The organism is Pantoea hericii, from assembly GCF_014155795.1.
GTDB lineage: Bacteria > Pseudomonadota > Gammaproteobacteria > Enterobacterales > Enterobacteriaceae > Pantoea > Pantoea eucalypti.
Map to the genome: position 1 here is coordinate 562,866 of NZ_SCKV01000001.1, position 17,304 is coordinate 580,169.

Consider the following 17,304-nt stretch of genomic DNA (forward strand, 5'->3'; position numbering starts at 1 on the left):
TGTTGCTCCGCTTGGGGTCTTAAGAGTTGGAGGACACTATAAAATTCTGCCCATAAAACAACAACGCTCACCGGTGCGATTGGTGAGCGTCTTACTCAGTTGTGCTACAGCCTAACCGCGTTAGTCCAGCCTGCACAGCGGCAACTATCTGAATCTTAGCCGCCGTTGCGTTGATTCAGGCAGGCGGTGACTTTTCTGAGCAGTGGCGGCAAATCGTCTTTCAGCATAACCACCTCAACCAGCGAAAGCCATTGAGGCGCGGCAAGTCGCGTCATCACCTCGTCTAACTGCACGGTTTCACTGATGCGCCAGCTCTGCGCCTGGCCCTGAAGGCTAAGGGCGTGTGGCAGAGCCGTCCAGTTCCACGGGGCGATATCATTGTAACGTTGTGTTGCGCCATGAATCGCCCGTTCGACGGTATAGCCGTCATTATTCAGTAAAAAGATTATCAGTCGCTGCCCATCGCGCAACATCGACCCCAGCTCCTGAATAGTCAGTTGCGCCGAACCGTCTCCGATGATCAGGATAACCCGTCGATCAGGGTTGGCGGTCTGCGCGCCAAACGCTGCCGGAAGAGTATAGCCGATTGATCCCCATAATGGCTGAACCACCAGCTGTGCCCGCGAGGGTAATCGCAACGCGGCGGCACCAAAGGCGGCCGTCCCCTGCTCGGCCAGAATCAGGTCGCCGGGTTGCAGAAATCCCTGCATGGCCTGCCAGAAGGCGTGCTGACTGATCACCGCCGTGGGTTCTGCTGGCTGCGCGGCGGGGATTGCGGCGGCAGGCTGCCACTGCTGACCATAATGTTCAAACAGCGGTTGCAGTTCACTGAGCGCATCCGCCATCGACAACGGCGCAAAACGTTCATTACCCACGCTGGCACTGAAGGGCTGCAGATCGATCAGTCGCTCGGTGGCAAACTGCTGTGTAAAACCTGCCGTAATGGTGTCGGTAAAACGGACACCGACGCAAATTGCTGCATCCACCTGTTCAATCTGTTCACATACCTGCCCTGCACTGGCCGCGCCGGCATAGGTACCGACGTAACCTGGCTGCTGCTCATCCAGTACGCCTTTGCCCATCAGCAGACTGGCGCAGGGAATCGCGCTCTGTTCGCGCAGCGCGGCCAGCGCAGACTGCTGCTGCCAGCGCAGCGCCAGAAAATCTGCCAGCAGTGAGACACGCTCTGCCGGTGCCAGTAAACGTTCTGCCGCGGCCCTGAAAGCGCGACGCGCGTCAGCCGATGCAGGCTGATGGGTGTTCAGCGGCTGTGCAGGTGGCTGCACAGCCATGGCTGCCACGTCCACCGCCAGCGACAGATAGCCGGGACGACGGGCCTGCAGCGCACTGATAATCACCCGATCAATCTCAGCCGTGGCATTGTCGGCAGTCAGCAGTGCGGTTGCCACACTGACCTCGGCAGCCATGCGAATAAAATGCTGGAAATCACCATCGCCCAGCGAGTGATGCACGCAGTCACCCTGCAACTGCGCCTGCGTGGCTGGCGCACCCACAATATGAATCACCGGCAGATACTCAGCATAACTGCCCGCAGTGCCATTAATCGCGCTGAGCTCGCCAACACCAAACGTCGTTAACAGTGCCCCCGCGCCGTTGCAGCGCGCATAACCGTCCGCCGCATAGGCTGCGTTGAGTTCATTAGCGCAGCCCACCCAGCTGATTTCAGGATGGGCGATAACGCGGTCCAGGAATTGCAGGTTGTAGTCGCCCGGCACACCAAACAGATGCTTGATACCAATCTCCTGCAGACGGGTCAGCAGGTAATCTCCGACAGTGAATGTGGACATTGCGCGTTCCTTTCAGGGAAGAGTCGGGTTAAGTATCTGACAGAGGATAAAATTAGCGAGGAGAGTAGCTATTTTAACCAGCCGCAATGCCTGGCAAGACGACGTTACGCTGGCGGAATATTCTGTAAAATCGCGAACTGCTGCGCGCAGTCACTAAGTGTAACCGTATACACTGATAGACTTTTGGCACATATTCCCGTTTTTGCTCAGGAGCGCTAAATGTCCTCTTTCCCCCATCCCGATCGCTATCAACAGATGGAATATCGCCGCAGCGGCCGCAGCGGCATCAGACTGCCTGCAATTTCGCTGGGACTTTGGCACAACTTTGGTGACAGCACGCGGGTCGATAACAGCCGTGAGTTGCTACGTCATGCATTTGACCTCGGCATCACCCACTTCGACTTAGCGAATAACTACGGCCCGCCTCCGGGCTCGGCGGAAGAGAATTTTGGTCGTATTCTGCGGGAAGATTTTCGTGCCCATCGTGATGAGCTGATAATCTCCACCAAAGCGGGCTATACCATGTGGCAGGGGCCTTATGGAGACTGGGGGTCGCGTAAATATCTGATTGCCAGTCTGGATCAAAGCCTTAAACGCATGGGGCTGGAATATGTCGATATTTTCTATCACCACCGTCCCGATCCGGAAACCCCGCTGGAAGAGACGATGCGCGCGCTCGATCATGTGGTACGCCAGGGCAAAGCGCTTTACGTAGCTCTTTCTAACTATCCGGCTGAACGGGCTGCCCAGGCGATTGCTATCCTGCGCGATCTCGGCACCCCCTGCCTGATTCACCAGCCGCGTTATTCGATGTTTGAACGTACCCCTGAGCAGGGATTGATTCAGACGCTGGGCGATGCGGGCGTTGGCTGTATCGCTTTCTCTCCCCTGGCAGGCGGTGTGCTCACCGATCGCTATCTGCAGGGCATTCCGGAAGATTCGCGTGCGGCCAGCGGCAGCAAATTCCTGAGCGAAAGCCAGCTGACCGAAGAGAAGATGGAAAAAGTCCGCAGGCTGAATGTCATCGCACAGCAACGTGAGCAGAAACTGGCGCAGATGGCGCTGGCGTGGGTATTGCGCGATGATCGCGTCACGTCAGTGCTGATTGGGGCCAGTAAAACGGCGCAGATTGATGACGCGGTGGCCATGCTCGTCCGTCGTCAGTTCAGCGACACCGAATTAGCGGCCATTGACGCGGCTCTGATGTAAGCATTCACCGCCCGGCGCAGGTCGGGCGTTTTTTTTCACCAGAATAATCTCAATCCCCCTTCTCTCCCCAATTTCCTCACAATTTTCCGACACAATGATGCGGTAACAACAGTAATACGCAGGCATAATCACTGCGCCGCAACAGCATCAGCCTGTTGATGAGGAGAATATAATGAAAAGAGCTCTAATTTTTGCTGCCCTGCTGGCGCTGTTTTCGCCGCTGGCCTGTCACACAGCCGAGGCGTCCAGTGCCTCTATTTCTCTGGCCCCTGGCGTCACCCTGAATCTGGGCGATCGCGATAATCGTGGTAATTACTGGGATGGCGGTCGCTGGCGTGAACCCCGCTGGTGGAATGACCGCTATACCTACAATGAACGCCGCTGGTGGCGACACGAAGAGTGGCGTCGTCAGCAGCAGTGGGAGCGTGAACGCCGCTGGCAGGAGCGCGACCGCGAGCGCCGCTGGGATCATCAGTATCGCCGCGATCGCGACTGGGATCATCATGACCGCCGTGGTCCAGGTCCTGGCCCGCATGGTTTTGGGCCCCACGGACCCGGTGGACCCGGTCCGCATGGCCACGATCGTCACTAACAAAAAACGCCCGGCATAGCCGGGCGTTTTTTGTTTCCAGAAACCCTTACAGTCCCAGCGCTTCACCCACCAGCAGGTAAAGATTCAGCGCAATCACCAGCAGCACGATCAGTCGCCCGGTGTTCTGCATCAGACGCGAGTTCACCATATCATCGCCCATCAGCTCGCGGTTGCCGGTAAAGGAGAGCAGCGGAATCAGCGCCAGCGCGATACCGAAACTCAGCAGCACCTGACTCATCACCAGCACCTTTGTTGGGTCCCAGCCTGCCCAGATGACAATAAACGAGGGCAACATGGTGACAGTTCGACGCACCCAAAGTGGAATGTGGAAACGGATAAAGCCCTGCATTACCACCTGCCCCGCCAGCGTACCGACCACTGTTGAGGAGAGTCCCGCGGCCACCAGGCTCAGACCAAATACCGTTGCGGCAGCCTGACCTAACAGCGGTTGCAGCGTCAGATAGGCCTGATCGAGCTCTGCAATTTTGCTGTGACCACTAAAATGAAACGCCGCTGCCGCAGTTGCCATCATCGCCAGGTTTACAAATCCGGCAATGGTCATGGCAATCGCCACATCCAGTTTAGTTGAGGAGTAACGCTGACTTTTACTGTCCTCACTTTTGCCCTGCGTCAGCGCAGAGTGCAGATAAATTACGTGCGGCATGATGGTCGCCCCAAGCACGCCGGCGGCCAGGAATACGGCATCCGACGTCGGTAACGCGGGCAGCGCCATGCCGACCACCAGCTCTTTAATATTGGGCTGGGAGAAGAAAAGTTCGACAATATAGGCCGCCGCCACAAATAACAGCAGTCCACCAATCACCAGCTCCAGCGGCTTCTGTCCGCGACTCTGTAACATCAGTATCAGGAAGGTGGCGATGCCCGTCAGCACCGCGCCCTGCATCAATGAAATGCCGAGCAGCAGTTTGAACCCCAGTGCGGCACCGATAAACTCCGCCAGATCGGTGGCCATCGCGATAATTTCCGCCTGCACCCAGTAAAACCAGACGGCAGGCCGGGGAAAGCGATCGCGGATGTGTTCGGCAAGATTTTTGCCGGTGGCGATACCCAGCTTGGCAGACATGAGCTGAATCAGCATGGCCATGATATTGGCCCACACCACCACCCACAGCAATTTGTAGCCGTAAGCAGCGCCTGCCTGAATGTTGGTCGCAAAGTTGCCCGGATCGATATAGCCAATAGCGGCAATAAAGGCGGGCCCCAGCAGTGCGAGTTTGACTTTTCTGACTCCGCGAGCAGCGCGCTCGGCGGTACGACTCTCAAGCATATCCGGTACCCTGTCTGAACATTTGCCTGCCCCGGCAGCTTAGGGGTTAGCATGTGCAAGTGAAATTCGTTTATTGTTATCGGTGTAATAGATGCTGCTATAAAGTATAGCCATTGCTATACATTACAGTAAAGGAAGTGAGTGCTAAAAATGTGAGCAACGGTGTCACTTTACGCTCTGTGTAAAATTCAGACAATAATTATGTGGTTATCTGGGTTGAACGATTTTTAAACAGGGCGTGATCTCTGGAACTTTTCTGGAAAATATAGCGATAGCGAATACTTATAATGTGGTTCAGATCTCGTTTTTAAGTAACGCGTTACATAGAATACGCAACAAAATACAACCCTCCTCAAATTTGGAGCAACTATGTCCCATATTTTGCAATTTCTTTTAGCACTGGTGGTGGTCGGGATACTCTCCTTGCTGGTGAGTCACGATCGTAAAAGCATTCGCATTCGCTACATTATACAGCTACTGGTGATTGAAATTGTGCTCGCCTGGTTCTTCCTGAACTCAGAAGCGGGACTGGGTTTCGTCAAAGGCTTCGCCGGCTTCTTTGATCATCTGCTGAAGTATGCGGCCCAGGGCACAAACTTTGTCTTCGGTAACATGAATGACAAAGGCCTGGCGTTCTTCTTCCTCAACGTATTGTGTCCAATCGTCTTTATCTCTGCGTTGATCGGTATTCTGCAGCATTTCCGTATCCTGCCGTGGGTTATTCGCGGTATCGGTACTGTGCTGTCGAAAGTCAATGGCATGGGAAAACTGGAATCTTTCAACGCCGTGAGTTCTCTGATACTGGGACAGTCAGAAAACTTCATTGCCTATAAAGATATCCTGGGCAAGATGTCACAGCGCCGCATGTACACCATGGCCGCGACGGCGATGTCGACCGTTTCGATGTCTATTGTCGGTGCCTACATGACCATGCTGCAGCCAAAGTATGTGGTCGCCGCACTCGTGCTCAACATGTTCAGCACCTTTATCGTGCTGTCATTGATCAACCCTTACCGCGTTGAGAACGAAGACGATCTGCAGTTGCAGGATCTGCATAAAGGTCAGAGCTTCTTCGAGATGCTGGGCGAATATATCCTGGCCGGTTTTAAGGTCGCGATTATCGTTGCCGCGATGCTGATTGGTTTTATCGCGCTGATTTCAGGTCTGAACGCCCTGTTTGATCTGATCTTCGGCATCAGTTTCCAGGGCGTGCTTGGCTATGTCTTCTATCCGTTTGCCTGGGTGATGGGTGTGCCGTCGGGTGAGGCGTTGCAGGTCGGCAGTATTATGGCGACCAAGCTGGTATCGAATGAATTTGTCGCCATGATGGATCTGCAGAAAATTGCAGGTCAGTTGTCACCCACTTCAGAAGGTATTCTTTCCGTGTTCCTGGTGTCGTTCGCCAACTTCTCTTCCATCGGCATCGTGGCCGGTGCAATTAAAGGTCTTAATGAAGAACAGGGCAACGTGGTTTCCCGCTTTGGCCTGAAGCTGCTGTACGGCTCTACGCTGGTCAGCGTGCTCTCCGCCGCTATCGCCGGTCTGGTTCTGGCGTTCTGAGTGCAGTGCTGAACATTTGAGGGCGAGCCTGTCTCGCCCTTTTCGTTTTTCGCCATCCCTGCTTTTCTTCCCGCTGAATACCTCTTCAGGCGACGTCCGCCCTTATACAATACACTCAGATTCTGCATGTAAAGCGCGCACGAGGCGCAGCACAGCGTTATCCGGGCAGAACGCGGCGGCGCTTGCCGGGTATGTACGCGTTAAGCGTGCGCAGCAGCTGATTTGCAAAGCAATAGCGTTAGATTCGCAGAAAGGCGAATGAAAGATAAATCAGAAAGGATTTTGACAACAATGACATCGACGTTGTCAGAAAATGGTGGAGATAAGCGGGATCGAACCGCTGACCTCTTGCATGCCATGCAAGCGCTCTCCCAGCTGAGCTATACCCCCACATCTGGAATCGTTTTTCAGTGCCAAACTTTTGGGAAAAAGTTTGGTGGAGCTAAGCGGGATCGAACCGCTGACCTCCTGCATGCCATGCAGGCGCTCTCCCAGCTGAGCTATAGCCCCGAACCGAAAAACTGTCGCGTTAAGCGACGGACGGCATAATATGAAACCGCCTCCAGGGTGTCAACGGCAAAATGACATTCTCTGTTTGATCGCTGAAAAAGGCGGCAACCTGCGAAGTTTCAGCAGCATGCTGCAGATAAAAATCATGTCTGGTCATGCAGTACCGTTTTTTAACTGTTATACCCGCTGCCATCAGGTTAATTCACGGTTAAATATGTTATAGGAATTTTCTTGTCTTCGTCTTTTTCGCATGCAAAACTTAGCCCGCTAATTTAGTGGCCACCGGGACCCTCTCCCGCGCGCCGCGCGTCCACCAGGCGTTATCGTCCCATTAATCATAAAAAAACTATTGAGATACTATGTCGCTGCATACACCTAAAGAAATCGCACAACTGGCGATCCAGTCTGGCGTGGCTAAAAGTCGTGCGCCTGTCAGCATCCTTCTGATTCTTGGCTTTATGGCGGGTGCATTTATTGCGACCGGCTTCCTGTTAGATCTTCACGTCATTAACTCCCTGCCCGCTGAATGGGGCTCTTTCGGTGGCCTGTTAGGTGCCGCAGTCTTCCCTGTGGGTATCATTATGACCGTGCTGGCGGGTGGCGAGCTGCTGACCGGCAATATGATGACGTTACCCGTGGCCTGGTTCGCCCGCCGCATCAGCTTTATGAGCGTAGCGCGTAACTGGTTCTGGGTGACCCTGGCGAACTTTATCGGCAGCGTGGCTGTTGCATGGTTCTTTGGCCATATGCTGGGCATGACCGAAGGTGACTACCTGAAAAAGACCGTGGCTATCGCCTCTGCCAAAGTTCATGCCGATTTCCTGCATTCCTTTATTTCAGGCATTGGCTGTAACTGGCTGGTGTGTCTGGCTGTGTGGCTGGCATTTGCGAGTAAAGATATGGTTGGCAAAATCTTCGGCATGTGGTTCCCGGTGATGGCGTTTGTTGCCATTGGCTTCCAGCACGTTGTCGCTAACATGTTTATTATTCCGGCCGCTATTTTTGCCGGTCAGATGAGCTGGGCAGAGTACTTCCCTAACTTTGTCGCCGTCTTCCTGGGCAATGCCGTAGGAGGAGCCGTCTTCGTTGGTCTGGCCTATTTCCTGGCATTCCGTCCTGCTGCCGAACCTGCCAGTAATCCTCAGTAATTCTGTTTTGCCTTTTGTCATCAGACAAAAGGCAATTTCAGCCTACGTTACTTTTCACCGTTACTTTTTGCTGTAATATGTACCGCTAATGTATTTAACAGGGACAGTGTCGTGAAAAAGGAATGGCTTACCCCCGAAGAGCTGGCTGCAGAAACGGGTTACAGTCGGCAAACGGTTAATAAGTGGATCAAGCGGGAGAACTGGACAACCACGCCAAAGCCCGGAGTTCAGGGCGGCAAGGCACGTCTTATTCATATTGATGAACGCGTAAAAAGTTTTATTCAATCCACCCGCAACCTTAATGAACCCACAGCCACCTATGGCGCAGTAACGAATTCATTACCTGCGTTATTGTTAAGTTCCATCCAGCAAATGAGCCAGGATGAACAGGATCAACTCACTGCATTAATCTTACGTGAAGGGATTAAAGGCGTGCTGGAGCGACTGGGAATTGGTGAAGAGTAAGAAAACCGGAAGCGTAGCGCCTCCGGCTGTGTTAATTACGCCTGCGCTTCGCGCTCACTGATAAAGGCCAGGGCCTGCTCAATACGGGCCACGCTGCGGCTGCGGCCAATCGCCTCCACGGTGACATCCAGACCCGGTGACTGACCGGCACCGGTCACGGCCACACGCAGCGGCATGCCGACTTTACCCATACCCACTTCCAGCTCATCTGCGGTGCTCTGAATCGCCTGATGCACGTTTTCAGCAGTCCATTCAGTGATGGCGGCCAGCTTGTCACGCACCACTTCCAGCGGCTGACGCGCGACCGGACGAAGATGTTTCTTCGCCGCATCGGCATCGAACTCTGCAAAGTCTTCGTAGAAGTAGCGGCAGGATGCAGCCATTTCCTTCAGCGTTTTGCAACGCTCGCCCAGCAGACCCACCAGCTTCGCCAGTTCCGGTCCGGTGCGGGTATCAATTTTCTGCTCTTCAATATGCCACTGAAGATGTGTCGCCACATATTCTGGCGGCAGCGTATTGATATAGTGGTGGTTCAGCCACTGCAGTTTCTCAGTGTTGAACGCACTGGCAGACTTACTGACGGCATCCAGCGTAAACAGCTCAGCCATTTCAGCCACGCTGAAAATTTCCTGATCGCCATGTGACCAGCCCAGACGAACCAGGTAGTTGAGCAGCGCTTCCGGCAGGTAGCCGTCATCACGATACTGCATCACCCCTACTGCGCCATGACGCTTGGAGAGTTTTTTGCCATCATCGCCCAGAATCATGGAGACGTGAGCGTAGACCGGAACCTGCGCGCCAATCGCTTTGAGGATGTTGATCTGACGTGGTGTGTTGTTGATGTGGTCTTCACCACGAATAACATGGGTGATACCCATATCCCAGTCATCAACAACAACGCAGAAGTTATAGGTTGGCGAACCATCGGTGCGGCGGATGATCAGATCATCCAGTTCCTGGTTACTGAACTCGATCGGTCCACGAATCTGATCGTCAAAGATGACCGAACCTTCCTGTGGATTGCGGAAACGCACCACGCATGGCTCATCATCAGCATGATGTTCATGGCTGTCACGGCAGCGGCCGTCATAACGCGGCTTTTCGTTGTTCGCCATCTGTTCTTCGCGCAGCGCTTCCAGGCGTTCTTTAGAGCAGTAGCATTTATAAGCGGTTCCGGCTTCCAGCATGTCATCAATGACCGCGTTATAGCGATCAAAACGTTTAGTCTGGTAGTAAGGGCCTTCATTCCAGTCGAGGCTCAGCCAGTTCATACCATCCATGATGGCTTCGATAGCTTCCGGCGTGGATCGCTCCAGATCGGTATCTTCAATGCGCAGCACGAACTCGCCCTGGTTGTGACGGGCAAAGAGCCAGGAGTAAAGTGCGGTACGTGCGCCACCGACATGCAGATAGCCGGTTGGGCTTGGCGCGAAGCGTGTTTTGATTTTCATTGAGTATTGCCTTAGATGCGCGGGTTCTTTGTCTGGATGACAAAAACAGGTTAGACGCGAAAAACAGTGGGCATATTCTAGCATCTGACGGTGAATCCTCAATGCATGCCCGCCGGTTGCGTCCCGGGAAAAGGGACTTTTCTGCCAGTAAAACCAGCACATTGGCTAAAAGCGCAACAGGATGTTTAAAAATAAACCGAACGCACATTTATGTTTTAAAAAGCGTTGACTCAAAATCAACTATCCCTATAATGCGACTCCACACAGCGGGGGTGATTAGCTCAGTTGGTAGAGCATCTCCCTTACAAGGAGGGGGTCGGCGGTTCGAACCCGTCATCACCCACCACTCTTAACAGCGTGGCCCGCAGTGAACAGGTATGAAGATATGGGTGATTAGCTCAGTTGGTAGAGCATCTCCCTTACAAGGAGGGGGTCGGCGGTTCGAACCCGTCATCACCCACCATATCTGACCTGTTAAAGCAGTACTGAAGTACGAAGTGGGTGATTAGCTCAGTTGGTAGAGCATCTCCCTTACAAGGAGGGGGTCGGCGGTTCGAACCCGTCATCACCCACCACTTAGGGTCGTTAGCTGAGTTGGTAGAGCAGTTGACTTTTAATCAATTGGTCGCAGGTTCGAATCCTGCACGACCCACCAATTCAGAATAAAGCGCCTTTTGGGCGCTTTTTTCGTTTCCGGGGCACGGACGTGACCGTGCGGGATGAGAACCTGCTGCAGGTTCGACTGAATCGCTGGCGATTCAGGCTGATGCGTTAGCATCACCCGGAGGGCGAGGCCCACGATGGGCCGAGGCTATCCTGCACGACCCACCAATTCAGAATAAAGCGCCTTTAGGCGCTTTTTTCGTTTCCGGGGCATGGACGTGACCGTGCGGGATGAGAACCTGCTGCAGGTTCGACTGAATCGCTGGCGATTCAGATTACGGACAAACTCAAATCAGGGCGCATCTTGCAGCGATGAATAGCTCAACTAGCAGGGAACAGGGTCAGAGGAGGAAAGCGTCCCGCGCCATGGACAAAAACGCCGGGAGCGTTTTTGAACAACGCAGAGCGTTGGCCCGGCAACGGGCGCACCTCAGGGATGAGGTAAGTAATCGCGCGGGCCGAGCGAGCCATGGATGGCGGTTTTAGCGTCTTTCCGATCTGACCCTGTTTCCTGCGCTGGCTCGCTCTCACTGCCATCAGTCCAGACTTTGTCGACAATCTGAAGGCCTGTAAGGCGCTTTTTTCGTTTCTGCTGTTTAGACATTGGCTTGTAGATAAGCTCCCTTCTTTTCCAAACCTTAACAATCTCCGCGCTAAAGTCGTTTCACTGCGTGCCGATAACGTATGTGACGACTTACAGGGAGAAAATGATGTCTTCAATTTCCGGAATTTTAAGCAGTGCGGTCAGTAGCGGTGACAGCGGCGGCAGTGTTGCTTCTCAGGTCGCAGCCCTGAATAAACAGATTCAGAATGTCTTAACCCAGGTCAAAGAGCTGGCCGACAACAAAGAGCTGACTGACGAACAGAAAGCTGAAATGCAGCAGATGTATCAGTCGCAGCTCACCATGCTGCAGGCACAGATTGCGCAGCTGGAGCAGAAGCAGGCGGAGCAGGATCAGCCAAAAAGTGACAGCACGCCTGTCAGTGAGAACAAAGCAGACGGCATTAACCGCCCTACCGACGCCAATAAAGTGGACGTCTATATCTAAAACGCGGGGCTGGCTTCGCGTTGTTGCGCCAGCAGCGCTGCCTGCTGGCGCACTTCCTGCCAGATCGCTTCGGCAGCAGGCGTCAGCGAGCGGTTTTTACGTTTGATCAGCGTCAGGCTGCGATTAATTTCCGGATAAAGACGACGCACCCTAAGGTCACGATCGGCCGGTAACGGTAAGGCCAGTGCGGGCAGAATACTGATGCCGATCCCCACTTCTACCATCGGAAACAGCGTAGCGGGATGGCCTATCTCCTGCACCACTTGCGCCCTGATGTTCTGCTGCTGCATCGCCGCATCAATCAGTACCCGACTGCCGGACGCGTAATCCTGCAGCACCATGGTGCGACCATCCAGCATCGACCATTCAGCCCTTTCCACCTGCGCCAGCGGATCATCATCGCGGCACAACAGCAGGAAAGGCTCATCCAGAATCGCGATGCTATCAAAATCACTGTCGCTGAGCGGCCCAATCACAATCCCGAAGTCGACCTCGGCGTTACGCACACTTTGCAGCACCCACTGCTGAGCGCGATCGTGCAGTATCACTTTGATATCGGGAAAGTGCTGCTGACTTGCAGCCAGACATTGCGGCATCAGATGCGCAGAAATAGTCTGGCTGGCTGCCACTCTGACGGTGCCGCTGCGCTGCTCACCAAAACTGCGGATATCCAGCAGCGTCGTATGAATCTCCTCCAGCAGGCGCTCCATCCGTGACGCCAGCTGCTTGCCTGCCTCGGTCAGCATCACCTCACGCGTGGTGCGATCCAGCAGCCGGACGCCGGTTTCCGCTTCCAGCTCTTTAATACTGTGGCTGACTGCCGACTGACTCAGACCTATCGCCTGCCCCGCCTGACTGAAACCACCGTAGTGTGCCACTGCAATAAAAGTCCGAAGCTGACGCAGGGTATAATTCATCGATTATGCTCATAGATTAATTCAATAAATCAATTTTATTTCTAAAACCATTTCACGCACAATCGCGCTATTGAAAAATTTACCGGATTTTAACAATGGGCTTTTTAAAACTCGATCCGATGATGGTCAAACTCATCATCACCGTGCTGCTGGCGTCGTTCCTGCCAGCGAAAGGGATCTACGTCGATGTCTTCAGCTACCTCGCGACGGCAGCGATAGCACTGTTATTCTTTATGCACGGTGCCAAACTTTCGCGTGAAAAAATCATCGCAGGCAGCAGCCACTGGCAGCTGCATCTGTGGATTATGTTCAGCACCTTTGTGTTGTTTCCCGCGCTGGGTCTGCTGCTGGTCTGGTGGCATCCGGTTGATGTCGGTCCGGAAATTTATACCGGCTTTATCTACCTCTGTATCCTGCCAGCCACCGTTCAGTCCGCTATCGCGTTTACCTCTATGGCAGGTGGTAACGTTGCAGCAGCGGTGTGCAGCGCCTCGGCATCAAGCCTGCTGGGTGTATTTATTTCGCCGTTGCTGGTGAACCTGGTGATGGATATTCACAGCAGCGCGCCCAGCGACGGTCTGGAGCAGATCGGTAAAATTATGCTGCAACTCATGGTGCCATTCATTCTGGGCCACCTCTCTCGTCGCTGGATCGGTGGCTGGGTTGAGAAACATCGCAGCCTGATTGGCAAAACTGACCAGACCTCGATTTTGCTGGTCGTTTATTCCGCCTTCAGTGAAGCCGTGGTGAATGGCATCTGGCATCGCGTTGGCTTGACTACGCTGCTGTGGATTGTGGCAGGTTCAATCATCCTGCTGACCGCCGTGCTGATTATCAACCTGCTGGCCTCGCGCCTGTTCCGCTTTAAACGTGCCGACGAGATTGTGGTGCTGTTTTGTGGCTCGAAGAAGAGTCTGGCGAACGGGGTGCCCATGGCGAATATTCTGTTCCCGGCCAGCACCGTGGGGATTATCGTGCTGCCGCTGATGATTTTCCATCAGGTTCAGCTGATGGTCTGCTCGTTTATTGCCGGCCGTTACAAGAAGACCAATGAGAAACAGCAACAGCAGACGCTGAAGGTTAAAGATTCGGTGATGGAGTCACAGAAGTAGAACAGGTGCCCGCCTGCGCGGGCACAGTTACTTGCGGGTCTGGAGCGGTTTAACTAATCCCTCCAGACCTTCAATTTTTATTGTCAGAGTCAATTGCATCAAATCCCCTAACAGCCCCGACGGGAAGTCGCCACTGCGTGCAAACCACAGCAGATAAGGCTCAGGCAGATCGATCAGCATCCGCCCTTTATATTTCCCAAACGGCATCGGCGTATTGGCTATCGCCACCAGCTGATGTTCATCCATCTCAGGCCCCCAGCAGTCGAATCATTTCCGCTTCATCAATTACCTCTATGCCCAGTTCCTGGGCTTTCGCCAGCTTGGAACCGGCAGCTTCGCCGGCAATCAGCAGATCGGTTTTCTTCGATACGCTGCCGCTGACTTTTGCGCCCAGTGCGACGAGCCGCGCTTTGGCATCATCACGGTTCATCTGCGACAGCGAGCCTGTCAGCACCACCGTTTTCCCCGCGAACGGACTGTCGATCTCTTCGGCTTTCACCACCACCACCTGCGGCCAGTGAATGCCTATCTCGTCGGTCAGCTGACGGATAACCTCACGGTTGCTCTCCTCTTCCATGAAGTTGCGAACGTGTGTGGCAACAACTTTGCCCACATCCGGTACCGCAATGAGCGCCTCAAGATCGGCATCCATCACCTTCTGCAGCTCACCAAAATGGTTAGCCAGATTAGCGGCGGTAGCTTCACCCACTTCACGAATGCCCAGCGCATAGAGGAAGCGTGCCAGCGTGGTCGACTTCGCTTTCTCCAGCGCATCTACAACGTTTTGCGCTGATTTCGGCCCCATGCGATCCAGTCCGGTCAGCTTGCCCGCCGTGAGACGGAACAGATCGGCTGGCGTACTGACGTACTCTTTCTCCACCAGCTGGTCGATAATCTTATCGCCCATGCCATCCACATCCAGCGCCCGACGTGAGACAAAATGCTTCAGTGCCTCTTTGCGCTGTGCGCCGCAGATCAAGCCGCCGGTGCAGCGCGTGACTGATTCGCCTTCAACCCGTTCAACCTCAGAACCGCAGACCGGACAATGGGCAGGAAATACCACCTCCCGCGTCTCTTCAGGTCGCTCCGCGATAACCACGTTGACGACCTGCGGAATCACATCGCCGGCGCGGCGAATCACAACTCGATCACCGATACGTAAACCCAGCCGTTCGATTTCGTCTGCATTATGCAGTGTGGCATTGCTGACGATAACGCCTGCGACCTGCACCGGCTCCAGGCGAGCTACTGGCGTGATAGCGCCTGTGCGGCCAACCTGAAATTCGACGTCGCGCACCCAGGTCAGCTGTTCCTGTGCCGGGAACTTAAAAGCAATCGCCCAGCGCGGCGCTCGCGCCACAAAGCCCAGCTGCTCCTGCAGCGCCTGTGAATCGACTTTGATTACGACACCATCGATATCAAAACCCAGGTTCGGACGTTGTTGCTCAATTTCCCGATAGAACGCCAGGGCTTCCTCCGCATTATGCACCCGCTTAATGCGGTCGCTGACCGGCAGGCCCCAGGCTTTAAACTGTTGCAGGCGCTCCATGTGGCTGTGTGGCATCTCACCGCCTTCCAGCAGGCCAAAACCGTAGCAGAAAAACGTCAGCGGACGTTTGGCGGTAATGCGTGGATCAAGCTGACGCAGGGAACCTGCTGCTGCATTACGCGGGTTAGCAAAAACTTTGCCGTCTGTGCGTCGCGCTTCTTCATTAAGCTTCTCGAAGCCGCGCTGCGTCATAAACACCTCGCCGCGCACTTCCAGCCGGGCCGGGATGTTGTCGCCCTTCAGCCGCAGCGGGATAGCGCGAATGGTCCGGACGTTGGCGGTAATGTTCTCACCGGTCGTGCCGTCACCGCGCGTCGCGGCCTGAACCAGCAGGCCATTTTCATACATCAGGCTGACCGCAGCGCCATCGAGCTTGAGTTCACAGCAGTAAGTAATGTCCTCACTGTTTTTCAGCCGATCCTGTACCCGCTTGTTGAAAGCCATAAATGTGGCTTCATCAAACGCGTTGTCCAGCGACAGCATCGGCACTTCATGGCGAACCTGCTCAAATACCGTCAGCGGCGCAGCACCCACACGCTGGGTGGGCGAATCCGGTGTAATGAGATCGGGATGTTCCTCTTCCAGCTGACGCAGTTCACGCATCAGGCGATCGTATTCAGCATCCGGCACTTCCGGCGCATCCATGACGTGGTAGAGATATTCGTGATGGCGCAGCGTGGTGCGCAGTTCGGTGATGTGATCCTGGACGGATTTCATAAAGCCCCATCAGATAAAAAACCCCCGACAGGCGGGGGTTTGTTTTAACAATTCAGATAGCGTTTAGCGCAGGTGTCAGACGCCAACCACATCGCGGATACGCGCTTTGTAAGTTTCCAGCTTCTGTGGCGTCATCATGCGACGCTCATCGTCCAGCACCACGCCACCAACATCATCAGCGATACGCTGTGCAGACTGCAGCATCAGCTTGAAGTTCTGATTCGCATCGCCATAAGAGGGCACCATCATAAAGATGGAGATACCAGGCGTGCTGAAATCGGTCATCATGTCAGGATTGAACGAACCTGGCTTGACCATGTTAGCCAGACTGAACAGCACCGGACCACTGCCTGCCGGACTAAGATGACGATGGAAAATATTCATTTCACCAAACTGGAAGCCCGCCTGCAGAATACCCTGCAGCAACGCTTCACCGTTCAGTTCGCCGCCCGAATGGGCAGCAACATGCAGCACCAGTACGGCTTCTTTCGGTTTTTCTGCTGGCGCTTTAGCCGCGGGTTGTTCAGGCGCAGGAGGCGCTGACACCTCAGGCTGCGGTTGTGGCTCAGGTTCAGCCTGGTACTGCGGCGCAGGCTGCACAGACTCCAGCGGATCCAGATCCAGCAACGGGTCGGCCTGAACAGGCGGCGCGACGAAAGTCTGCGCTGGCTGCTGACGCACCGGTTCAGGGCGCGGCTGTGGAGCAGGCTTCGGTGCCGTAGTGAACAGCGGATCGCTGTCAGGTTCGGGTTGCGGTGCGGGTCGTGGCGCAGGCTGACGCACAGGCTCAGCGGGCGCTTGCTTACGCGGCGCTTCTGGCTGTGGTTCGCGGATCTCATCGAAACGCGGTTCCTGATGGACGTTGCGCTCAGAACGAACACGAACCTCGCCGACGCCGTCATCTTCGTCGTCAATCAGGTCCTGCTCATCATGGTCATCACGTTGTTTTAGACGTTTGTGCGGGCGATCACGGAACACTGACGAACGCTCTTTACGGCTGGTCCACAGCCCGTGAAGAAGGAGCGCTATAATGGCGATCGCGCCAACAACGATTAATATCAGACGCAAATCCTGCATCATTGTATTCTCTGTTGTTCCAATACCTTGCCACCGCGGCAAACTTTATCCTCTAACTGTATTTGCCCTGCTACACAAGTGCAAGTCTGTGCAGTATTTTCTGACAAATAAGATAGGCAACCCACGCTTTTTCGCTGTTTTTTTACCCAAACGGCACCTGGCCTGGAGAAAAAGCCAGGTTATAGTGAG

14 protein-coding genes, 6 tRNA genes and 1 other RNA gene are annotated in these 17,304 nt (G+C 54.4%); 12 read left to right on the forward strand and 9 right to left on the reverse strand.

Going from position 1 to position 17,304, the window contains the following annotated elements:
- Window positions 1-155: 155 nt before the first annotated feature.
- Window positions 156-1,808, reverse strand: coding sequence for an indolepyruvate decarboxylase (ipdC, locus tag H7K52_RS02545; protein ID WP_182629651.1), 1,653 nt, complete (start codon window positions 1,806-1,808; stop codon window positions 156-158).
- Between the two features lie 219 nt (window positions 1,809-2,027).
- Here ipdC and mgrA point away from each other — a divergent pair, with 219 nt between their 5' ends.
- On the forward strand, window positions 2,028-3,017 hold the full coding sequence (gene mgrA / locus H7K52_RS02550) for an L-glyceraldehyde 3-phosphate reductase (protein ID WP_182629652.1): 990 nt from the start codon (window positions 2,028-2,030) through the stop codon (window positions 3,015-3,017).
- 172 nt (window positions 3,018-3,189) lie between these two features.
- A complete protein-coding gene (locus tag H7K52_RS02555; protein ID WP_039659602.1) occupies window positions 3,190-3,609 on the forward strand; it encodes a DUF2502 domain-containing protein in 420 nt (139 codons plus the stop codon).
- A 46-nt stretch (window positions 3,610-3,655) separates the two neighbouring features.
- On the opposite strand, the gene H7K52_RS02560 is transcribed toward H7K52_RS02555, so the two are convergent.
- Window positions 3,656-4,897: an Nramp family divalent metal transporter gene (locus H7K52_RS02560; protein ID WP_039659600.1), complete on the reverse strand. Its 1,242-nt coding sequence runs from the start codon at window positions 4,895-4,897 to the stop codon at window positions 3,656-3,658.
- A gap of 369 nt (window positions 4,898-5,266) precedes the next feature.
- Here H7K52_RS02560 and H7K52_RS02565 point away from each other — a divergent pair, with 369 nt between their 5' ends.
- A complete protein-coding gene (locus H7K52_RS02565; RefSeq protein WP_003848895.1) occupies window positions 5,267-6,457 on the forward strand; it encodes a NupC/NupG family nucleoside CNT transporter in 1,191 nt (396 codons plus the stop codon).
- Window positions 6,458-6,771: 314 nt separating this feature from the next.
- Here H7K52_RS02565 and H7K52_RS02570 read toward each other — a convergent pair.
- Window positions 6,772-6,847 (reverse strand) — tRNA-Ala (locus H7K52_RS02570).
- 44 nt (window positions 6,848-6,891) lie between these two features.
- Window positions 6,892-6,967 (reverse strand) — tRNA-Ala (locus H7K52_RS02575).
- A gap of 359 nt (window positions 6,968-7,326) precedes the next feature.
- Between H7K52_RS02575 and H7K52_RS02580 the strand changes: the two genes are divergently transcribed.
- Window positions 7,327-8,115 (forward strand): formate/nitrite transporter family protein, encoded by a 789-nt coding sequence (locus tag H7K52_RS02580; protein ID WP_003848892.1) that lies wholly within the window; start codon window positions 7,327-7,329, stop codon window positions 8,113-8,115.
- A gap of 111 nt (window positions 8,116-8,226) precedes the next feature.
- Window positions 8,227-8,580, forward strand: coding sequence for a YfeC-like transcriptional regulator (locus H7K52_RS02585; RefSeq protein ID WP_003848889.1), 354 nt, complete (start codon window positions 8,227-8,229; stop codon window positions 8,578-8,580).
- Window positions 8,581-8,615: 35 nt separating this feature from the next.
- On the opposite strand, the gene gltX is transcribed toward H7K52_RS02585, so the two are convergent.
- A complete protein-coding gene (gltX, locus tag H7K52_RS02590) occupies window positions 8,616-10,031 on the reverse strand; it encodes a glutamate--tRNA ligase (protein ID WP_039659597.1) in 1,416 nt (471 codons plus the stop codon).
- Window positions 10,032-10,301: 270 nt separating this feature from the next.
- Here gltX and H7K52_RS02595 point away from each other — a divergent pair.
- The 6 genes from H7K52_RS02595 (at window position 10,302) to H7K52_RS02620 (ending at window position 11,743) form a co-directional block, all read left to right on the forward strand.
- Window positions 10,302-10,377 (forward strand) — tRNA-Val (locus H7K52_RS02595).
- A 41-nt stretch (window positions 10,378-10,418) separates the two neighbouring features.
- A tRNA-Val gene (locus tag H7K52_RS02600) sits at window positions 10,419-10,494 on the forward strand.
- A gap of 36 nt (window positions 10,495-10,530) precedes the next feature.
- Window positions 10,531-10,606, forward strand: a tRNA-Val gene (locus H7K52_RS02605).
- 4 nt (window positions 10,607-10,610) lie between these two features.
- A tRNA-Lys gene (locus H7K52_RS02610) sits at window positions 10,611-10,686 on the forward strand.
- A 43-nt stretch (window positions 10,687-10,729) separates the two neighbouring features.
- Window positions 10,730-10,862: non-coding RNA, RtT sRNA (locus H7K52_RS02615), on the forward strand.
- Between the two features lie 542 nt (window positions 10,863-11,404).
- Entirely contained in the window at window positions 11,405-11,743 is a 339-nt protein-coding gene (locus H7K52_RS02620; protein WP_033761500.1) for a FlxA-like family protein, read from the forward strand.
- Here the strand turns inward: H7K52_RS02620 and H7K52_RS02625 are convergent.
- Entirely contained in the window at window positions 11,740-12,660 is a 921-nt protein-coding gene (locus H7K52_RS02625) for a LysR family transcriptional regulator (protein ID WP_003848882.1), read from the reverse strand. The genes H7K52_RS02620 and H7K52_RS02625 overlap by 4 nt on opposite strands.
- A gap of 95 nt (window positions 12,661-12,755) precedes the next feature.
- Between H7K52_RS02625 and H7K52_RS02630 the strand changes: the two genes are divergently transcribed.
- Window positions 12,756-13,772: a bile acid:sodium symporter family protein gene (locus H7K52_RS02630; RefSeq protein WP_003848880.1), complete on the forward strand. Its 1,017-nt coding sequence runs from the start codon at window positions 12,756-12,758 to the stop codon at window positions 13,770-13,772.
- Window positions 13,773-13,799: 27 nt separating this feature from the next.
- Here H7K52_RS02630 and H7K52_RS02635 read toward each other — a convergent pair whose 3' ends face one another.
- From H7K52_RS02635 to zipA, 3 genes are all read right to left on the reverse strand, one after another.
- Complete coding sequence (locus tag H7K52_RS02635) at window positions 13,800-14,018, reverse strand: DUF3820 family protein (RefSeq protein WP_003848878.1); 219 nt, start codon at window positions 14,016-14,018, stop codon at window positions 13,800-13,802.
- Between the two features lies 1 nt (window position 14,019).
- Window positions 14,020-16,038, reverse strand: coding sequence for an NAD-dependent DNA ligase LigA (ligA, locus tag H7K52_RS02640; protein ID WP_182629653.1), 2,019 nt, complete (start codon window positions 16,036-16,038; stop codon window positions 14,020-14,022).
- 75 nt (window positions 16,039-16,113) lie between these two features.
- The gene (gene zipA / locus H7K52_RS02645; protein ID WP_008926527.1) at window positions 16,114-17,118 is read right to left on the reverse strand and encodes a cell division protein ZipA; all 1,005 of its coding nucleotides are present in this window, start codon (window positions 17,116-17,118) and stop codon (window positions 16,114-16,116) included.
- Window positions 17,119-17,304 lie beyond the last annotated feature (186 nt).